18 protein-coding genes and 1 tRNA gene are annotated in these 19,817 nt (G+C 62.3%); 8 read left to right on the forward strand and 11 right to left on the reverse strand.

Annotated features, from left to right (window positions below):
- Positions 1 to 106: 106 nt before the first annotated feature.
- The 4 genes from U3648_RS00005 to U3648_RS00020 all read left to right on the forward strand — a co-directional run bounded on the left by U3648_RS00005 (position 107) and on the right by U3648_RS00020 (position 4,402).
- A complete protein-coding gene (locus U3648_RS00005) occupies positions 107 to 2,173 on the forward strand; it encodes a YjbH domain-containing protein (protein WP_420857209.1) in 2,067 nt (688 codons plus the stop codon).
- 26 nt (positions 2,174 to 2,199) lie between these two features.
- Positions 2,200 to 2,790 carry a YjbF family lipoprotein gene (locus U3648_RS00010; protein ID WP_420857210.1) on the forward strand — a complete coding sequence of 197 codons (591 nt, stop codon included), beginning with the start codon at positions 2,200 to 2,202 and terminating at the stop codon, positions 2,788 to 2,790.
- A gap of 104 nt (positions 2,791 to 2,894) precedes the next feature.
- Positions 2,895 to 3,104 carry a hypothetical protein gene (locus U3648_RS00015; RefSeq protein ID WP_420857211.1) on the forward strand — a complete coding sequence of 70 codons (210 nt, stop codon included), beginning with the start codon at positions 2,895 to 2,897 and terminating at the stop codon, positions 3,102 to 3,104.
- A 35-nt stretch (positions 3,105 to 3,139) separates the two neighbouring features.
- A complete protein-coding gene (locus U3648_RS00020) occupies positions 3,140 to 4,402 on the forward strand; it encodes a sugar transferase (RefSeq protein WP_420857212.1) in 1,263 nt (420 codons plus the stop codon).
- On the opposite strand, the gene holA is transcribed toward U3648_RS00020, so the two are convergent.
- From holA to U3648_RS00040, 4 genes are all read right to left on the reverse strand, one after another.
- Positions 4,368 to 5,393, reverse strand: coding sequence for a DNA polymerase III subunit delta (gene holA, locus U3648_RS00025; RefSeq protein ID WP_420857213.1), 1,026 nt, complete (start codon positions 5,391 to 5,393; stop codon positions 4,368 to 4,370). The two genes, U3648_RS00020 and holA, sit on opposite strands and share 35 nt — an antisense overlap.
- Positions 5,390 to 5,887, reverse strand: coding sequence for an LPS assembly lipoprotein LptE (gene lptE, locus U3648_RS00030; protein ID WP_420857214.1), 498 nt, complete (start codon positions 5,885 to 5,887; stop codon positions 5,390 to 5,392). Before lptE ends, holA begins: the two co-directional genes overlap by 4 nt.
- Entirely contained in the window at positions 5,877 to 8,522 is a 2,646-nt protein-coding gene (gene leuS, locus U3648_RS00035; protein ID WP_420857215.1) for a leucine--tRNA ligase, read from the reverse strand. Before leuS ends, lptE begins: the two co-directional genes overlap by 11 nt.
- Positions 8,523 to 8,606: 84 nt before the next feature.
- Positions 8,607 to 9,056, reverse strand: a complete 450-nt coding sequence (locus tag U3648_RS00040) for a DUF3576 domain-containing protein (protein ID WP_420857682.1) — start codon at positions 9,054 to 9,056, stop codon at positions 8,607 to 8,609.
- A gap of 172 nt (positions 9,057 to 9,228) precedes the next feature.
- Between U3648_RS00040 and U3648_RS00045 the strand changes: the two genes are divergently transcribed.
- On the forward strand, positions 9,229 to 10,812 hold the full coding sequence (locus tag U3648_RS00045) for a tetratricopeptide repeat-containing sulfotransferase family protein (RefSeq protein ID WP_420857216.1): 1,584 nt from the start codon (positions 9,229 to 9,231) through the stop codon (positions 10,810 to 10,812).
- Between the two features lie 129 nt (positions 10,813 to 10,941).
- On the opposite strand, the gene U3648_RS00050 is transcribed toward U3648_RS00045, so the two are convergent.
- Positions 10,942 to 11,976: a porin gene (locus U3648_RS00050; protein WP_420857217.1), complete on the reverse strand. Its 1,035-nt coding sequence runs from the start codon at positions 11,974 to 11,976 to the stop codon at positions 10,942 to 10,944.
- Between the two features lie 234 nt (positions 11,977 to 12,210).
- On the opposite strand from U3648_RS00050, the gene U3648_RS00055 reads away from it, so the two are divergent.
- Positions 12,211 to 12,864: a YggS family pyridoxal phosphate-dependent enzyme gene (locus tag U3648_RS00055; protein ID WP_420857218.1), complete on the forward strand. Its 654-nt coding sequence runs from the start codon at positions 12,211 to 12,213 to the stop codon at positions 12,862 to 12,864.
- Here U3648_RS00055 and U3648_RS00060 read toward each other — a convergent pair whose 3' ends face one another.
- From U3648_RS00060 to hemE, 3 genes are all read right to left on the reverse strand, one after another.
- Complete coding sequence (locus U3648_RS00060) at positions 12,865 to 13,359, reverse strand: L,D-transpeptidase family protein (protein ID WP_420857219.1); 495 nt, start codon at positions 13,357 to 13,359, stop codon at positions 12,865 to 12,867.
- 54 nt (positions 13,360 to 13,413) lie between these two features.
- Entirely contained in the window at positions 13,414 to 14,151 is a 738-nt protein-coding gene (locus tag U3648_RS00065; protein ID WP_420857220.1) for a sterol desaturase family protein, read from the reverse strand.
- Between the two features lie 335 nt (positions 14,152 to 14,486).
- Positions 14,487 to 15,521, reverse strand: a complete 1,035-nt coding sequence (hemE, locus tag U3648_RS00070) for a uroporphyrinogen decarboxylase (RefSeq protein ID WP_420857221.1) — start codon at positions 15,519 to 15,521, stop codon at positions 14,487 to 14,489.
- A 93-nt stretch (positions 15,522 to 15,614) separates the two neighbouring features.
- On the opposite strand from hemE, the gene hemC reads away from it, so the two are divergent.
- Positions 15,615 to 16,562, forward strand: coding sequence for a hydroxymethylbilane synthase (gene hemC, locus U3648_RS00075; RefSeq protein ID WP_420857222.1), 948 nt, complete (start codon positions 15,615 to 15,617; stop codon positions 16,560 to 16,562).
- Here hemC and U3648_RS00080 read toward each other — a convergent pair.
- Together U3648_RS00080 and U3648_RS00085 are read right to left on the reverse strand one after the other, a co-directional pair.
- Positions 16,559 to 17,761, reverse strand: a complete 1,203-nt coding sequence (locus tag U3648_RS00080) for an MFS transporter (RefSeq protein WP_420857223.1) — start codon at positions 17,759 to 17,761, stop codon at positions 16,559 to 16,561. The two genes, hemC and U3648_RS00080, sit on opposite strands and share 4 nt — an antisense overlap.
- Positions 17,758 to 19,167: an FAD-binding oxidoreductase gene (locus tag U3648_RS00085; protein ID WP_420857224.1), complete on the reverse strand. Its 1,410-nt coding sequence runs from the start codon at positions 19,165 to 19,167 to the stop codon at positions 17,758 to 17,760. The genes U3648_RS00080 and U3648_RS00085 overlap by 4 nt, the downstream gene beginning before the upstream one ends.
- 149 nt (positions 19,168 to 19,316) lie before the next feature.
- Here U3648_RS00085 and U3648_RS00090 point away from each other — a divergent pair.
- Positions 19,317 to 19,393: transfer RNA gene (locus U3648_RS00090), tRNA-Met, on the forward strand.
- A gap of 89 nt (positions 19,394 to 19,482) precedes the next feature.
- Here U3648_RS00090 and U3648_RS00095 read toward each other — a convergent pair.
- A complete protein-coding gene (locus U3648_RS00095; RefSeq protein WP_420857225.1) occupies positions 19,483 to 19,707 on the reverse strand; it encodes a hypothetical protein in 225 nt (74 codons plus the stop codon).
- Positions 19,708 to 19,817 lie beyond the last annotated feature (110 nt).

The following is a 19,817-nucleotide window of genomic DNA, read 5'->3' on the forward strand; positions in this document are numbered from 1 at the left end:
AGAAAGCATCGTTCCGATGGACCAGAGGCCCACGATGCACTAACAATCAAACCGGACCACCCGATGGGGGCACGCCACCGATTTGTACAGGTTGACCACTTCTTTCATGGCTCTTGTAGCCTGCGCGACGTTGGCGTCGGCGCAGGACTGGCGGCCGACCTATAACCTATTCGGTGAGGTCGGATTGATCGACATGCCAACAGCGGACATGGCCCCGGACGCGGAAGTCGCGGCGAGCATCGGCGGCTTTTCATCCCAGCAGCGGACAACGTTTACCTTTCAGGTCACGCCGCGTTTGTCGGGAAGCTTTCGCTACTCCCACATTGATGATTTCTGGCTTCCGACGCTTGATGAAATCTACGATCGCAGCTTCGATTTACGCTATCAGATCGTCGAAGAGGGAGACGTCTTCCCCGCCGTCGCTATCGGGTTGCGCGATTTCATCGGGACGGGTCTCTATACCTCCGAATACATCGTTGCGACCAAGGGCGTCGGCGACAACCTGCGCGTTACTGGCGGGCTGGGCTGGGGTCGGCTTGGCACGCGGGGCGGGTTCGGCAACCCATTCGGACTTGATGTGCGCCCCCCGAACGATTTCGGGGTTGGGGGAACCGTCGCCACCGATGTTCTATTCCGCGGCGACGCGGCGTTCTTTGGCGGCCTGGAATGGCAGGTGAACGCGGACTGGGGCGTCAAGCTGGAATACTCCTCTGACGCATATGTCGACGAGGTCTCCGTCGCGGCAATCGACCAGGCGTCGCCGTTGAATTTCGGCGTGACCTATACGCCGCGCCCAGGCTATCAACTGTCGGCGTCCTATCTTTATGGGTCCGAGATTTCTGTTGGGGCAACCATCGTACTTGACCCGACAACCGGCGCCGCGCCGAGCGGGCTTGAAACCGCCCCGATCCCGGTATCTGTCCGGCCGGACGGGGCACGGGCGGCGCAAAGCTGGGACAGGTCCATCCTTCCCGATACCGCCATTCGCGATGCCTTGACGACTGTCCTCGCGCAGGAAGGTGTCGAGGTTCTCGGGCTGGAATTATCCGACCGTCGTTTGCGCCTGCGGTATGAGAATACGCGCTACCGGGCCGAAGCGCAGGCCGCTGGCCGCGTTGCCCGCATCCTGACCCATGTCGCCCCATGGTCGATCGAAACCTTCGTGCTTGAACCGGTTCAGGCGGGTATTCCGCTGGCGTCGATCACCCTGAGCCGAAGTGATATCGAAAGACTGGAAAACGAACCGGGGGCCGCGCGCGCTATCTTTGATCGGGCTGTCGTGGCGGCCGCAGGGGATGCGGCGGGGCTGGATCCGACGGCGAATGTTCGGCCCAGTTTTACGTGGGGCCTCGCACCCTATGTAGAGCTGACCATCTTCGATGGTGATCAGCCCGTTCGTGGCGACCTTGGGCTAGAACTGTCTGCACGTTACGAAATCCGGCCGAACCTTGTGCTGGAGGGGGCGATCCGCAAGCGCCTGATCGGCAACCGGGACGAAATTGGATCAATCTCGCCCTCGACCTTGCCGCCGGTACGGCGCAATGCGCCCTATTATGCAGCCGAAGGTGATCCGGGCATCGAATACCTGACGCTGGCCTGGTACGGGCATCCGGGTGCAAATCTTTATTCCCGGGTGACCGCCGGATACCTTGAACGCATGTTTGGTGGTGTGTCGACGGAACTTCTGTGGAAGCCGGTCAATAGCCCGCTCGCCCTGGGTGCCGAGTTGAACTACGTCGCACAGCGTGACTACGATATGATGCTTGGGTTCCAGGATTATGACGTCGTGACGGGGCATCTTTCGGCCTATTACGCCTTTGACAACGGATTCCATGCGCAAGTCGATGTCGGCCGCTATCTGGCCGGAGACTGGGGCGCGACATTCTCGCTCGACCGGGAACTTGAAAACGGTTGGCGGGTCGGGGCCTATGTTACGCTAACCGATGTATCCTACGAAGATTTTGGCGAAGGATCGTTTGACAAGGGCATCCGGGTGACGGTGCCGTTTGATTGGGCGTTCGGACAACCCAGCCGCCGCGAGATCGAAACCAACCTCAGTTCACTGACACGGGACGGTGGGGCGCGGCTGAACGTCGACGGACGGTTGTATGATGTGGTCCGGGATGGCCACATCTTTGAGTACGAAGACAGTTGGGGGCGGTTTTGGCGCTAGGTAGGATCGGAGCCAGCCTTCTGGCAATGGCACTTCTTCTGGGGTGCGGACCGATGGTATCGGATTCGCCGATGTCCGCCGTGGCCGGGCGCATTCTGAAGACGGGCGAGGCGACGACTGCGCCTAGTAATGGGACGACGCCCGATGGACCGTCTGTTGTCGTGCAGGTCGTCGCAACCGGTGCAACCGGCCGCTTTTACCGTGTGGCCGAGAACGCAGGCAAAGACACATTTATGCATCCTGACGGTCTGGCTATTGTTCTTCGTGGCGGCGGTCTGGTCGGGACCCGAGGCTTTGGAAACGACATGATGGGCGGGGCCGTACCTCCGCTGAACCAGATCCTTCGCGACGGTGCCCGCCACCAAAGGGTGATCGAGGTGCTAGACGGACAGGATCAGATCACGACCTGGGTGTTCGATTGCGAAACCACCCGGAAAGGCGATGAGGTTTTGTCCGCCCTGCGCCAGGAATTCCAAACGACGATTTTCGAGGAAACCTGCACCAACGACGCCTTCACATTCTCAAACCGCTATTGGCGCGGCCGGGGCGGGCGGGTTCTGCAATCGCTTGAACTGGCATCGCCCGCATTGGGCTATGTCGCCATCGTGCGCATCTAGCAACAGGCCGCCAATTCAGACAGTTTTAGAATATCTGGAGTTGTATCGAATGGAACGCGGCGCTACGATCGCGCCAACATTTACGTTTTAGTTGGAGCGTTCGCATGAAAACCAAGATCGCAATCGCCGCTGTTGCCCTGTCGCTGTCCGGCGTGGCCGCCCAGGCTGGTAACCTGAGCCCCGTTGTCATCGAAACCCCGCCGACCGTTCTGGTCCAGGACGATGACCGTGGTAGCTTTGGTCTGCTTTTGCCGCTTGCTCTGATTGGCGGCGTGATCGCGCTGGCCTCGGCAAGCTCTGCCTCGGGTTCCTGATCCGACGCACAGCATGAAATTCGGGCGGGCCAGCGATGGCTCGCCCTTTTTGCGTTCTGGGGGCAAAGACGGGTGGAGGCAGCGTGCTGATCGTCCTGACTGGGGCATCCGGCTTCGTGGCACGAATGTTGGTGCCGCGCCTCTTGGCGCGGGGACATGACCTGCGGCTGGTGACTGATCGTCCAGAGGTGATCATTGGGGCCTGGCCAACCTTGCCAAGGTTCGGAACCGATGATCTGGCGACGGCCTTTTCCGGTGCGGATTGTGTTGTCCACCTTGCGGCGCGCAACAACAATCGGTCCGGGACGCTTGCAGAGTTCCGCGCGGACAATGTCGAGGCTGCGGTAAGGGCCCGATTGGCGGCGCGGGCGGCAGGCGTGCAGCGGTTCATCTTTGCGTCTTCCATCAATGCGGCGCGGGCCAAGGGTGGCGCCCCCTACGATCAAACCAAACACGAGGCGGAACAGGCGCTGCTGGCGGCAGACGACCCGACGCTGAGCATCTACCGTCTAGGCACGGTTCACGCTGCGGGTATGGCGGCCGGCAGGCTGGGCCGGGCGCAGCGCCTGCCGGTCCCCTTGCGGCCAATTGCGCTGTCAGTTCTGATGTCGCTTCGTCCGACCACTTCGATCGGCCGCCTGTGCGATGCAATCGAAACCGGTGGACCGGGGTTCCGCGTGCTGACTGACCGGCAAGATGACTCGGTGACATATGCCTTTGCGCATCGGGCCTTTGATCTGCTCTTTTCCGCGATTGTCATCTTTGGGTTCTGGTGGCTGCTTCTTGGTATCTGGGTGGGCGTCAAACTCGGGTCGCCGGGACCGGGCGTCTTGGCGCAGGACCGGGTTGGCCGGAATGGCAGGATCTTCAGGTGTTACAAGTTTCGGACCATGGCCGAAGGGACTAAGGTGGCCGGAACGCACGAGGTACCAGAAAGCGCCGTGACGCCCATCGGCCGGATCCTGCGGCGGGCAAAGCTGGATGAACTGCCGCAGGTCCTGAACCTGATCCGTGGCGATATGGCGTTCGTCGGGCCGCGACCCTGCCTGCCGGTTCAGACCGACCTGATCGCGGCACGGCAGGCGCGCGGTGTCCTGAAGGTTCGGCCGGGAATCACCGGCTGGGCCCAAGTCAACGGCATCGACATGCGCGACCCGGAGCGGCTCGCTCGGGTTGATGAAGACTGGTTGAACGAACGTTCCCTGCCACTGGATGCGAAGATCATCCTTGCCACTTTCCTTGGGCGGCGCGTGCTGCGGGGCGTCAGGATCGGCGGGCCATCATTGCAAGACGAATAAGTGCCCTTTCGACAAGCGCGTGCTGCGGCGTGCGGGATGATGACCGAAGCTGAAGGTCCGTGTCCGTCAACAGCATCAGCGCCTGTTCCAGCCGGTCACGCCCCCAATTGCTTGCCTGCCGCACAATGGCATCGCGGCGCGGCCCAAAGATCGGCGGGCGCATTCGTCCGATCCCGGCAGAGGGCCCGCCCGGGTCCGAGGCGACAAGGTGCAGGGTCCGGAAATGGCGGGTCGCGCCGATGCAAAGACCCACAGGGTTGACGCCCTGTGCGTAGATCCGTTTCAGGACCGGCCCGATCTCCTGCACCCGGGCCTCGGCCACGACGGACAGAACATCATCCAGATCGGCCTCGGTCGATTGGGGCGCGCAGGCGGTGATATCGTCGATGGTCAGGTCGGTCGCGTCGCCCCGCTTGTAGAGCCCCAGCTTTTCGATGGTCTGGCGGAAATCGCCGGGGTCCAGAGTGCGGGACAGGGCAAGGATGGCGTCCATTGCCTCACGCCCGACCTGTGTCAGCCCGGCATGGGACAGCGCCGCCTCAACCTCGTCGCGGCTTGGCGGCTCGTCGTAAATGCCGACCGAATAGGTATTCGGGTGCGCCTCGAACAGCTTTCGTAGGGCCGACTTCGCGGTCAGTTGGCCGGCGGTCACGATCACCTGCGCGTCGCCATCTTTCCAATCCTGAAGTGCGGCCTCGATCGTTTTGGCCAGCCCGTCAGTCGCATCTTCGACAAAGGCGACCCGGGGACCGGGAAAGAACCCCTGCGCCTTGACCGCGTCCAGCAACATGGCCGGATCCTTGCGCAGGTCGGACGCCGGGATACGGGCAAGCCGCATTTCGGCCTCGCCCTCGGGCCCGACAAGGGCGGCGATCACTTCTTGCCTCCGCTGCGCCACGCGCATCGCATCCTGTCCAAAAATCAGCAACCCGGTCTTGGCCGGGTCCGGTTTCCGGAAATAGGCGGCGGCGTCTCGGGGCGGCAGTTTCATTGCGGCGCGGCGGCGATCAGGCGGGTCACGACCAGGTCGCCGAGGGCGATCATCAATCGGTCCTGCGCGTCTTCCTCGGCCGCGGCGGTGGCAACCGTGCTGCCGGTTGTAGAATAGGCGGTAAAGGTGCTGACGGTGCCATGGGTGACAACCTGGCCTGCGTCATTGATCAGGCGGTAAGAGGCCGCGCCTTCCAACCGTTGCCGCGTGGTGTTGTTGTCAGAGGCGACAGCAACCGCGCGGCGCGTCACATCAACGGTGATCGAAAGCCGGAAGCGTGCGGTCGCGGCGATACCAAGCCGGTCCTCCAAATGTTGCCGGATCCGGTAGCCTTCGACAGTGTCTTCGGTCTCGACCACGGTCGCATTGCGCAGCGCGGCGGCCTGTCCACCTGTGCCATAGACGGGGGCAAAGCCGCAGCCCGCCAGTGCCGCGCACCCCCCGAAAAGGATTGCGCGGCGGGTCAGCGGGCTGGTCTGGGGTCTAGATGACAAGGTTCACGATCCGGCCGGGGACAACGATGACTTTCTTCGGGCTGGCCCCTGCCAGCGCCTTTGCCACAGCATCATCGGCAAGGACGGCCTTTTCAACCTCTTCCTTGCCCATGTCCTTGGGCAGGACGATTTCCGCCTTCCGTTTGCCGTTGATCTGGATCGGCAGGGTCACGGTGTCTTCGACCAACATGGCTGCATCGGCCACCGGCCAGGCCGCAACCGAGATCAGACCTTCGCCGCCCAGCATCTGCCAAAGTTCCTCGGACAGGTGCGGCGTCATCGGGGACATCAGTTGCGCCAGAACCTTCGCGGCCTCCTTGCGGGCGGTGCCGCCGGCCTTGGTTTTTTGCAGGGTGTTGGTGAAGGCATAGAGCTTGGCAATGGCTGCGTTGAAGCCAAAGCTTTCGACGCCCTTGGTCACGTCGTCGATGCATTTGTGCATGGCGCGGCGCAGGTCGAGGTCTTCGGCCCCGTCCCCGTCTTCCATCTCGCAGATGTCGGACACGATGCGATGCACGCGGGCAAGGTGCTTGCTTGCCGCTTCTGCGCCCGAGGCGGTCCACTCCACGTCCCGTTCCGGCGGGCTGTCGGACAACACGAACCAGCGGGCGGTGTCTGCCCCGTATTGCTGCACGATGTTGACCGGGTCGACGACGTTCTTCTTGGACTTGGACATCTTGGCAGAGGGGATTAGTTCGACCAAGTCGTGTTCGGCAAGCTTGCCCTCCATATGCGCTTGCGCAAGTCGTTCCGCCGCACCAGTCAGGTCGCCAAGGCCATCTTTCAAAGCCGCATATTTCTTTCCGTCTTTCCCACTGAACTCCACAACATCTTCGGGGAAGTGATAGACGGCGCGGCCATCGGCGTCGCGGGTCTGATAGATCGCGTGGGTCACCATGCCTTGGGTGAACAGGGCATTGAACGGCTCGCGGCTCTTCTCGGGCAGGTGGCCGGTCAGGTTCATCGCGCGGGCGAAAAACCGGGAATACAGAAGGTGCAGAATCGCGTGTTCGATGCCGCCGATATACTGGTCGACGTTCATCCAGTACTCGGCCTCCTCCATCACCGTGGGCGTGTCGGCGCGCGGCGCGGTGAAGCGGGCATAGTACCAGGACGAATCCACGAAGGTATCCATCGTGTCTGTCTCGCGCCGGGCGGGGGCACCGCAGGACGGGCAGGCGCAGTCGCGCCAGGTCGGGTGGCGATCCAGCGGGTTTCCGGGAATAGAGAAATCAATCGGCTTGCCGCCTTCGTCATAGGGCAGCTCGACCGGCAGGTTTTCCTTCTTCTCGGGGACGACCCCGCAGGCGTCGCAATGCACAACAGGGATCGGACACCCCCAATAGCGTTGCCGCGACAGGCCCCAATCGCGCAGGCGGAACTTGGTCACGCCCTTGCCCCAGCCTGCGGCTTCGGCAAAGTCGATGGTGGCGTTGATCGCTTCCTCGCCGGTGGCCACGTCAAGCCCGGCGAAATGGTTGACCCATTTCACCTTGTCGGTTTTCGGCGGCACGAAGGCCTCTGCCTCCACCGGTTTCGGGTCGTCGAGCGCAAAGAAGGTATCGACAACCGGAAGATCGTATTTCCGGCAGAAATCAAGGTCGCGTTGGTCATGGGCCGGGCAGGCAAAAATCGCGCCGGTGCCGTAGTCCATCAGGATGAAGTTGGCGATCCAGACCGGCAGCTCCCACTCCGGGTTCAGCGGGTGGCGCACGGTGATGCCGGTGTCAAAGCCCAGCTTCTCGGCCTTTTCCAGCGCCTCTTCGGTGGTGCCACCCTTGGCGCATTGGGCGCGGAACTCGGCCACGGCCGGGTTGGTCGCGGCCAGGTCCTTGGCCAGCAGGTGATCGGGCGAAATACCGACAAAAGACGCGCCCATCAGCGTGTCGGGGCGCGTGGTATAAACCTCGATCGGGGTGCCGCCATCGGTGCGTTCAAAGGCAAACTGCAACCCGCGTGACTTGCCGATCCAGTTGGCCTGCATCAGCTTCACCTTGGCGGGCCAGTCATCCAGCCCGTCGATAGCGTCCAGCAAATCTTCGGAGAAGTCCGAGATCTTGAAAAACCATTGGGTCAGTTCGCGCCGTTCAACCTCGGCCCCGGACCGCCAGCCCTTGCCGTCGATCACCTGTTCGTTGGCCAGAACGGTCATATCGACCGGGTCCCAGTTGACCACGGCGTTCTTGCGGTAGACCAATCCTTTTTCCAGCATATCAAGGAACAGCGCCTGTTGCTGGCCGTAATATTCCGCGTCGCAGGTCGCCAGTTCGCGGGACCAGTCCAGCGACCAGCCCAGCGGCTTCATCTGCGATTTCATCACGTCGATGTTGGCGTAGGTCCAGTCCTTCGGATGCCCGCCCGAAGCCATCGCCGCGTTTTCCGCCGGCATCCCGAAGGCATCCCAGCCCATCGGGTGCAGAACGTTGAACCCCTGCGCCTTCTTGTAGCGCGCGACCACGTCGCCCATCGTGTAGTTGCGGACGTGTCCAATGTGGATGCGCCCCGAAGGATAGGGGAACATCTCGAGCACGTAGTATTTCGGCTTGTCGGCGGTCCGGGTGGCGCGGAAGATTCCGGCTTCGTCCCAGGACTTTTGCCATTTGGATTCGATCTCGGCGGGGGAATAGCGTGACATGGGTCGGTCTGGGTCCATATGGGGGACAGGAAAACGCCGGGCGCTGTGGCCCGGCGTTCGTTTACTTGGTTTTGCGGGCGGTTTCTATAGGCGGCCGTCAGCAATCCGTAGCTGACGGGCACGGGCCAGGATTGCATCCTCGACCGCCAGTTGGGTTTCGGTGGCGACAGGGCCGGACCGGGTTTGCAACGCCACGTTCAGGGCGCGGGCGTCCAGTGCCGGGTCGCTGATATGAACCGTCGCGCGATAAGCGCGGCCGCCCCCCGGCGGCGTGCCGTAGCCGAACACGATCACGCCGGTGAAGGGATCGACGCTTTCGATGGGCAGGAAGCTGAGAACATCCAGCGACGCCGCCCAGAGATAGCGGTTCACGGCGACACTTTCGGTGCCACGAACGCGGGCCGCCTGCCGGGTCGCGCTGTCATTGGCGCGGGCGCCGCCGCCGGAAATACCAAGGCTGCCAATGCTGCCAAGCGGGTTGCTGCCAATACTGCCACTGCCGCTGCCACCACAGGCGGCCAATGCAGCAACCATCGCCACAGCGACACCCGCGCGAACACTTCCTAGACCAAACCGCAAGGCAGCCCCCTTTGTAACTCTACCAAGGTCTAGCCAACACAGCACTTCGCGGCAAGTCCATAGCGCGGACTTGCAACAATCAAGGGGGAAGTGTTCAAGGGCTTAGGGGCACAGGACGGAGCGTGCAATGCATCTGAACCGCGTGAAAACACTCAAGACAGGAGAAGCCTTGATCGAAAAGGGCCGTCTTGCGGACGCAGAGAGGCTGTATCAGGAGGCGATCCGGAACAGGCCCAAAGATGTAAAGCTGCTTGCTGCGCTGGCCCGATTGTTGATGCGGCATATGGGTAGAGAGGCGCACGCGGAACAGGTTATCCAACATGCGCTGAAGGTGGATAAGGCCGATCCAGAGATTCTGCGTGAAGCAGCCGAACTGAACTTTCGCAAGAATAACCTAGAGGATGCGAGGAGCTACGCCCAGGCATCGTTGGTGAGGGGTGGTGGGGACCCTGACACCCTCTACGTTGCGGCGACGATCTTCGAAAAACTGGATGACTTCGACACTGCGGTCAAATGTCTGAACAAGGCCCTCGGGAAGCGGGCGGATCACCTGCCATCGCGGATTCTGTATGCCAAGTCGATCCGGTCCTTGGGGAGGCTGGACGAAGCGGCCGAAATCTGTCGGGATATTCTCCGAACACACCCTGACAGCTTGGCGGCGATGGCGGTCTATGTCGAAGCGGTGCGGTTGAAGGCGGACGATCCGCATATCACCACCTTGAAAGAAACGGTCATACCGGCATTGCGTGAACAATCACAATCCGCGCAGCTTCAGCTTGCGCTAGGGTTGCTTGCCAAGGCTCGGCTGGATGCTGGAGAACACGAGACGGCGTTCCTGCTATTCAAGGAAGCAAAGGGGGTCGTCCCGTCCTCACATGACCGAAGCCGGCACGGCACATTTGTCAAGGAAATCAAGGAGCGCGTTACGATCGCTGACTTCTTTGGGCGGACGGCCCATCCAGAAACAAGGCCGGTGCTGATCGTTGGCATGCCACGGGTCGGAAGCACCCTTCTCGAACAGATCATTGCAGGGCATCCGGAAACGGCTGCAGTTGGCGAAAGCGGCGCATTGCGGTCAATTGCGCGGTTTCTGGGCGCGCCCAAGGAAGACGGGGCGTCCCTCGCGAAGGTCATCAAATCTGTCTCGGACGAAAAGCTGGACAGAGCAAGACAGATCTACCTTGATCTTACGGCCGACAAGCGACCAGGCGCACTGCGTGTCGTCGACAAGAACCTGCACAACTTCCATTTTCTGGGGCTGTTCGCGCGCATGTTTCCAAAGGCACGGATCATTCATGCACGCCGTGACCCGATGGACAACTGTGTTGCCTGCTATCTGCAACGCCTTTCGTCGTGGCACAGCTACACGGACGATCTTGCTTCATTGGGGCAGTATTATCGGGAACACATCGACCTGATGGCGCATTGGAAAACGATTCTTCCCAACCCGATAATGGACGTCCACTACGAAGACATGGTCGATAATTCCGAGGATACGGCGCGGAAAGTCATCGGTTTTCTGGGGCTCGAATGGAATGATGCCTGCCTGCGATTCCGAGAGACCGAAAACCGGGCCAAGACCTTTTCTGCCTGGCAGGTTCGCCAGCCGATCTATCAGTCGTCAGTCAGGCGCTGGAAAAGGTACGAGCAGTTTCTGGAGCCATTGAAGAAAGAGCTGGAAGCACTCTATCCGAACGGCATTGGCGACTAGCAGTCACCCTGCCCACTTTGAAAGCCCGGCAGCGCGCACGGTGCTTAGGGGCGTTCGTACTCCGTCACATTCGCCAAAAAGAAAGAGCGGGCCGAAGCCCGCTCTCCTTAGGTCGATCTTCGGGTTCGATTAGAACTCGAAGGAAACCTCAACGGTCATGCCGTTCTGGTATTCCTGAGCGCCGATTTCGTCGTCAGCCGAACCGGAGTCCAGGTTGCCGTCGTCAGCGTAGGAGATCAGCAGCGAAGCGCCGCCGCCCAGATCGTAGGTGCCGCCGACGTAGATGTCGTCGCCAGCGTCAGCCAGACCGGCGTAAACCATGATGCCGTTGCCGACGTCATAGGAGCCTTCCAGCGACCAGTCTTCGGTGGAGTCGAAAGCGACGTCGACGGTGATCGGGCCGTCGGCGTAGCCAACGGTGATTTCCCAAGCGTCGTCAGCAACTTCGTTCATGGCGTAGGTCATGCCCAGGGTGACCGGGCCAACCGGGTAGGACACGCCGAGACCGATCGAGCTTTCGCCGTTCGAGTTGTCGGCATAGGCCAGCGACAGGTCAGCGCCGCCCAGGGTGGTGCCAACGGAGATGCCGAAGATTTCGTCGCCGGAGTCACCGTCAGCGTCCTGGTAGGCCAGGCCGAAGGAAGCGCCGCCGAGCGAGCCAACAACAGCGAACTGCATGGCGTCCATGTCGCCCTCTTCGTACACGTTGTACGAAACGGAGGCGGTGATGTCGCCGAAGGTGTATTCGCCACGCAGGACAGCGTCGCCAACACGGTCTTCGTCGAACGAGTCGGCTTCCATGCCGGAAACGCCGGACCAGTGCATGTCAGCGGACATGTCGGTGTCGCCGAAGTACAGGCCAGCATTGTCCGAGGTCAGAGCCAGGACGTAGCCGCCGGTTGCGGTGTGGTTGTCATCGCCTTCGATGATGCCCCAGCCGTGGTTGTCGATGTCCCAGTCGAAGGTCGCCGACACGGTCAGGCCGTTGTCGAGAGTCTGCGACATGGTCACGGCAACGTTGCCCGACCAGTAGAAGCCGGAGTGATCACCGGTGGTGTCGTCGTTGTTGTAGCCGAAGGTGGCGTCGCCACCGAAGGTCACTTCAGCAGCAGCGGCACCGGCAAGGCCGATAACCGAAGCAGAAGCGAGAAGGATGCTTTTCATGGTTTTTCCCTCGTGTTTGCATTCCCGAGAATGCCAGTTGAACCAGCATTGATGGTGTGTTTGCTCCTATCCCCCCGCACACTCAAGCAAATTGCCCCGACAATCGCCCGTCTTGCGGGGATATGATGCAACTGCGCCACACACGATGCAGCCCGATTTGGATCGTGACAGGGCCGATCGTGGCCTATAATGCAGGAACCGTTGAATAAAACCCGCCCGGAACGGAGCCCGCCCTTGTCCCTGTCAGAGATCAAAGCCCGCATCGAAACCGCTACTTTGGCTGCTGGCCGCACGCCGGGATCGGTGACATTGATCGCCGTTTCCAAGGTCCAACCGAACGAGCGAGTCGCCGCCGTGTTGGACGAAGGACATCGGGTGTTCGGCGAAAACAAGGTGCAGGAGGCGGCCGGGAAATGGCCCGATTTTCGCAAGATCTACGACGGGATCGAGCTGCATCTGATTGGCCCTCTGCAAACGAACAAGGCCCGTCAGGCGATGGACCTGGCGCAGGCGATCCACTCGGTCGATCGTCCGAAACTGGCGCATACGCTGGCGCGGCTGGCGCAGGAAATGGGCCACTGCCCCGACCTGTTCATCCAGGTCAACACCGGCGAAGAGCCGCAAAAGGCCGGGGCGCTGCCCGCGGAAGTGGATGGTTTCGTCGCAGAGTGCCGCGCGCTTGATCTGCCGGTCGTGGGGTTGATGTGCATCCCGCCGGTGGATGAGGAACCGTCGATGCATTTCGCGCTCTTGGCCAAAATGGCCGAACGCAATGGCCTTGCGGGCCTGTCCATGGGCATGTCTGGCGATTTCGAGAAGGCAATCAGTTTCGGCGCGACCCATGTTCGGGTCGGCTCTGCCATCTTCGGCGAACGCGATTATTCCTGATTACAGCACGATCAGCCGGGTACCGGGTGCGACCTGACCGGCGATTGCGTGCAGGTGATCACGCCGCAGCCCGATGCACCCCGCCGTCGGATACCCCGGCCTGCGCCATTGGTGAACAAATATCGCCGATCCCCGACCGGGCTCGGCCCGTGGCCAGTTCCAATCGGTGATCAGGATAAGGTCATACATCGGGTCGGCCCGCCGCAGCGTCTCGTGACTGCGGGAGTAGGGGGCCCGGACCTGCAGGTTGTAGTCGGGCGCTTCGGAGTCGTCTGACCACAGGTCACCGAGCCGGATCGGAATGGCCCAGTCGGCAGGGGGCGCGATCCGATCCGGTCGATAGAGCAGCCCCACGATACGGTGCGATCCGCGTGGCGTCCCGCCGTCCCCTTCAACCTTGGTGTCGGTCACGCCGCCCCGGCCACGGGTGCAGGGGTAGATCCGCCCGCCAAAGCGCAAGCCGGTCGGGGTCACGACAAGATCATCTGGGGACATCGGGGTGCCTTTGGTCGGAAGGGTGCCCTACTGTCCCCGCAAGGCCAGATCGGATCAAGAGGCCGGTTTGCTGGCGCGCGCGGCGCGGCCCCGTGGCACCTTATTGATCCCATAGGCCTTGCGCGCGGTCACAAGGCGCAGGTCTTCGGGGTCCATCCCCATCGACAGGATCGTGTCCCGGTCATAGCGGGCGCGGGCGGTATCCGGGTCGTGGGCGGTGCCAAACAGCCGGTCGATCCACTCCATCCCAAGGCTGACGTGGAACGTCGCCTCGTGGTCCTGAAAATGGTGGGCAAGATGTTTGCGGGTCACCCGTTGGCCGAACCACCCCTTCCGCACGTTCAGATGCGCCAGCGTATGGCAGTATTCATAAAAGGCAAACCCGCTGACCGATCCGACGAACAGCGCGACATAGGCGAAAAGCGCCGCCTCGCCGATCCCGAGGAACGGCCAGAGCAGAACAGTGTGAATGGTAAAGGAGATCAGCCCGAACCGCAGCGGATACCAATGGTCGCCCCCGGTGAAGAATTCCGCGTCGCCGGGAAATTCGTGATGGGCGATATGGCTGCGATAAAGTTGGTTGAACACCCCTTGATCGGTCGGCGGTTCCCGATGCAGCAGAAAGCGGTGCATCGCATATTCGACAAAGAACTGCATAACGATCCCATAGACGATCGCCAGGAAAAGCCATGGGGTGAACCATAGGAAGATGGTGATCACGCCCAAGAGCCAGAAAGGAAGCAGGCGTTGAAGGGTGCCCATGTGGATCAGAACACGCAGGGTCGGGATCATTGGGGTTCTCCGGGTTTGCGCCAGAAGGATTCCGGTCGCATGCCTCCGAATCAACCGTCACGTGGCGTCAACCGACCGGTGATCGCGACCGAACATGTGTAACGGGGACTTCACCGAAACGGACAGGTGGCAACTTTGGGCACAATCGCGCCATTCGAAGTGTGGCCGATCGCCAGCCCGGGGGGCGGTATGGCGATGGACCGGCACCTACGGCGCGCTTCGAACCGGGGCTAGAAATGACCGCTAGGTCCGCAACCCGGCCTCACGCAATTCACGCGCAATTCGGCCATACCAGAGGAAGGATGAGGTTCTTTTGCCGGGAGGCAAAAACTAGGTCAGCCGCCCGCCCGCACCGTGTCGATCATCAACTGCACGTTTTCAGGGTCCGCATCCGGGGTGATCCCGTGGCCGAGGTTGAAGATGTGCGGCCCTTTCGACAGGGCATCGACGATCCGCCGGGTTTCCCGAACCAGATCATCGCCGCCCGTCACCATATGAGAGGATTTCAGGTTGCCCTGAACGCATCCGCCGGTCTGCACGTTCGCCGCCGCCCAATCCGCGGTCACCCCGTCATCCAGCGCGATGCAGTCCGCGCCGATGGCCTGATGCAACCCCGCATAGCGTTCACCCGCGCCGCGCGGGAAGGCAATGACCGGGATACCGGGGTGGCGTTCCTTGATCGCGGCGGTGATCTTGCGGGCTGGTTCCACAGCAAAATCGTGGAAATCTGCGCCCTGCAGGCTGCCCGCCCAGCTGTCGAAGATCTTGACCACTTCGGCCCCGGCCTCGATCTGGGCAGACAGGTAATCGACGGTCGCGTCGGTCAACAGATCAATAATGCCCTGAAAGGTCGCCCTATCCGAATCTTTGAGCGCGTGGGCCGGACCCTGATCCGGCGTGCCGCGCCCGGCGATCATATAGGTCGCCACGGTCCAGGGCGCCCCGGCAAAACCGATCAGCGTGGTTTCCTTGGGCAGTTCCCGCGACAGGATGCGCACGGTTTCATAGACCGGCGACAGGGTGTCGTGGATCGCCTCTTTGGGCTTCAGCGCGGCCAGTTCGGCACCGGTGGTCACGGTGGACAGACGCGGCCCTTCGCCGGTCACGAACCACAGATCAGCGCCCAGAGCCTGCGGCAGCAGGAGGATATCGGCAAACAGGATCGCCGCGTCGAACCCGTAGCGGCGGATTGGTTGAAGCGTCACTTCGGCCGCAAGTTCCGGATTGTAGCACAGAGACAGGAAATCCCCCGCCTGCGCGCGGGTGGCCCGGTATTCCGGCAGGTAGCGACCCGCCTGCCGCATCATCCAGATCGGCGGGGTGGGCAGCGTTTCACCCGCAAGGGCGCGAAGGATGGTTTTCTGGGTCATTGGAGCCTCGTGCAACTTGGCATGGGTGGTCCCAAGTGCCGCAGGTGTTGTCAAGCCATTGTAGGGGGCAATGGGCGCGGCTAGAAAGCGCATATGACATTGGAATTGCCCTCTCCCGCCTCGCCCTTCCGGATCGGAACCCGTGGTTCCCCGCTGGCCCTTGCCCAGGCGCATGAAACCCGCGACCGGCTGTCGACGGCGTTTTCATTGCCGACCGAGGCGTTCGAAGTCGTGGTGATCAAGGTGCGCGGCGATGACCGGTCGCTGATCGCGAGCGACACGCCACTGAAGGCCATCGGCAACAAGGGGCTGTTCACCCGAGAGATCGAGGATGCGCTTCTGGACGGGTCGATCGACATTGCCGTGCATTCGATGAAGGACATGCCGGTGGATCAGCCCAACGGGCTGCTGCTGAACTGCTACCTGCCGCGCGAAGACGTGCGCGACGCTTTCGTTTCGCCCACCGTGGCCGGGCTTGCCGATCTGCCCCAAGGCGCGACCGTCGGCACCTCGTCGCTGCGGCGGCGGGCACAGCTTCTGGCGCGGCGGCCCGATTTGAACGTGGTGGAGTTTCGGGGCAATGTGCAGACCCGGCTGAAAAAGCTGGACGATGGTGTGGCAACCGCGACCTTCCTCGCGATGGCCGGGCTGAACCGGTTGGGGATGGCGGATGTGCCCGCAACCCCGATCAGCGAGGACGACATGCTGCCCGCTGTGGCGCAGGGGGCAATTGGCATCGAACGGCGCAGCGCCGATAGCCGCGCCGCCGAGATGCTGGAGGCGATCCACGACACCCCAACCGGCCTGCGCCTGTCTGCTGAACGGGCGTTTCTTGCCCGGCTCGACGGGTCGTGCCAGACCCCCATCGGCGGGCTGGCAACGCTGGACAGCGGAACGTTGCGCCTACGGGGCGAAATCCTGCGTGTGGACGGATCCGAGGTGCTGTCTGACGACCAAGACTGTGCTGTCGAGGATGCCGTTGCATTGGCCGAGGACATGGCCCGAAAGCTGCTGGCCCTTGCCGGGCCCGACTTCTTTTAGTTCGGGCGGAACCGGTCCAGCCGGATGATCGCCATCATGGCTAGGATTGAAATCGTCGCCGCGATCCACGGCACGATCGCATATCCATAGACCCATGTTCCGAAGGCAAAGATCGCCGCCCCCGTGCCTTCGGCCACCGCACGCTGCAGGGCAATCAGGGACGATCCGGCCCCGGCCCGCGTGCCCAGCAGATCCTGCAAATACCCGACCGCCAGTGCATAGATCATGGCGCCCCCGGCCCCGGCGGGCAGGATCAGCAGCCAGACCAGCGGCGACCCGGCCAGCAGAGGCAGGCCGACCAGATAGATCGCATAAAGGATCACCCCAACGGTAATGATATGCAGGCGCCGCCAGCGGGCGCGCAGGCTTCCGATCATCATCATCACGGTGAATTCGATGGCGACAAAGGCCCCGAAGAACAGGGCCACATCGCCCGCCCCCTGCCCATCCGCACGGGCAAAAATCAGGCCCAGCACGATGCCCGACGCAGAGGCGCCGACATGGATCAGCCCGATCAGCGCGACCCGGATGATAACCGCCGGGTCGGCGATCTCGGCCAGTGATCCCCGCAGGGTCAGGCCCGATTTCCGGTCTTCCCAAGGGGCGTTCGAGTCGTCGGGCCAGCCCCGATAGATCACCGCCACCATGATCAGGGCCAGCACGCTGCCCGCGCCATAGACCGCCAGAAGGGAAGCCCCCGCCCCGACCAGCCACCCCCAGATCGGCAGAACGAAGATAAAAGGCACAGCGAAGAAGGCGCGGACATTGGCCACTGCCGCGTCCCTGTCAGCGGCAGGAAGGTTTCCGGCGGCAAGCCGGGCCACCGCGAACAACTGTCCAAAAAGCGTCACCATCAGCGGCATCAGGAACCCGTGGACCGCCAGAAACATCGGGGCAGAAGGGGCCAGCCACATCAGGATGTTGCCAAGCGCCAGACCGCCCGCCACCGCAAGCCCCGCCTTGCGCCGCCACGGGCGCTGGTCGGTGACGACCCCGATCCAAAGCGAGGCGACCGTCCCCACGAATAGCCCAAGAATCAGGATCACGGCGAATTGGCCATCCGCCACGCCCAGCCGCTCGATGGCGATCAGCGACTGATAGGTGCCAATCGGCGCGGCCATCGCCCCGGACAGGACCGTGGCCCAGAACACCATGCGCAGAACCGGGTTCGCGAAATACTGGCGCAGATGGTGGGTCATTCCGGCAGGACCTTGCCGGGGTTCAGGATGCCCTTGGGATCAAGCGCCGCTTTGATCGTCCGCATCACGTCAAGCGCGACAGGATCCTTGCGGCGGCGCATCGACGACAGTTTGGACAAGCCGATCCCGTGTTCGGCCGAAAAGGACCCGCCAAGCATTTCAACCACGTCTTCGACGGCCTCCATAAGCCGATCCTGAAGTCCTTTGTCGTCGTCTTCGGGATACATGGAATAATGGATGTTCCCATCGCCCAGATGGGCAACCGCCAAATCGGCGCAGCCGGGTTTGATCGCTTCGATCCTGGGGCGGACCATATCGAAGAACGTGGCGACCTTATCCAGCGGCAGGGCGATATCGGTGTCGACAAAGGGCATCCAGCCATGGGCGATCTCTGCGGCGGCCTCGCGGCGGGCCCACATGTCGCGACGCTGCGCCTCGTTCTGGGCAATGACGGCATCCAGCAGGGTCCCGTCTTCCAGCATCTCGGCAAGAACCGTTTCCAGATGGGCCACGACCGGAATCTGCCCGTCGTCACCTGCGGTCGCATCACGGGGCGCGGTCGCGCCGACCTCGATCAGGATGTTGACATCATGGCGTTGTTCAAATGGGGGTTTTGCCCCTTCGATTACCTCCAGATGGCGGTCGATGTAGCCGCGCGGCATGTATTCAAACGCCTCGACTGCACCGCCGGTCTCATCCTGAACCCGGTTGAGCAGGCCCAGGGCATCGGCAAGGGAGGGCAGTGCGACCATGGCGGTGGCATAGGCGCGGGGCTTGGGCCGCAACTTCAGCACGGCGGCGGTGATCACGCCCAGCGTCCCTTCGGACCCGATCATCAGATGGCGCAGGTTGAAACCGCTGTTGTCCTTGTGCAGCTCGCTCATCAGGTTCATCACCCGACCGTCGGCCAGAACCACCTCGAGCCCCAGACACAGGTCGCGGGTATTGCCGTAGCGCAGAACATTGGACCCGCCCGCATTGGTGCCCAGAACCCCGCCGATCATCGCCGACCCGCGCGCGCCGAAGGTCAGGGGAAAGATCAACCCCTCGGCCTCTGCCGCGTCATGCAGCGACGACAGGATCACGCCCGCTTCGACGATGGCGACCCGACCGTCGGGCCGGACTTCGCGGATCTTGTTCATACGATCTACGGACAGGACCAGCGCGCCGTTGGCCTTCAGCCCGCCGACAAGGCCGGTTCGGCCCGCGGCGGGGACCACCGGGGTCCCCGTGTCATTTGCGATCCTCAGGATGTCGGAAACCTCGGCCGTGTTCGCTGGACGCAGCACCGCGATAGGGTCGCTTGGGTAGGCCAAGGTCCAATCCGAAAGCCACGGCCCACGGTCATCGCCCGTCAGGACATTGGCCGGTCCGATCACGTTGCCAAGCTGTTCAAGAAGGTCCATCGCCGCCACCCAAACGCAGTTTGGTCAAGTGCTACCCCCAGCAGGCGGCGGGGAAAAGCGGCATCGATCGAATGGGCGCAGAAAGCGGTCAGGCAGGTGCGGTTTTTCTCTTGACCTCCCCGGCGGTGCGGCTTACTTGCACCGCGTCTGGCGGAGTAGCTCAGTTGGTTAGAGCAGCGGAATCATAATCCGCGTGTCGGGGGTTCAAGTCCCTCCTCCGCTACCATCCCTTCCCTGAATATGACGACAGTGCTGGCCCAAGGTAGACGGCCTTGGATTGCCTTCCCGATCCTGAACGGGCCGCCGTCTGCGAACCTACTTCTGTTGCCAATCCAGAAAGGCCGAGGGTTCCAGCGGCTCAAGCCGGGCGGACAGGCGGTTTCGATAAAGCGCCTTGCGCCGGGCCATGCGGCGCCGGACCTCCTTGCCGATCGCCTCATCCAGGAATTCGGCGACGGTCATACCATCTTCGGCGGCGGTGTCCCGCAGGGCGGCCTCTACATCGGGGGCGAGGAATGTGGTGATTCGAATTGCTTTCATGGGGAAAGGATCGCCTTGGCAGGCTTTCATCTTGGTTAACGCGCCCGATTGTGTCCCGTCTCACAGACAATGGCGCGAAAACGCGGTTCTTGGGGATGTTCCATATTCCA

Origin of the sequence: Marivivens marinus (assembly GCF_035969385.1) — a bacterium.
Lineage (GTDB): Bacteria > Pseudomonadota > Alphaproteobacteria > Rhodobacterales > Rhodobacteraceae > SELP01.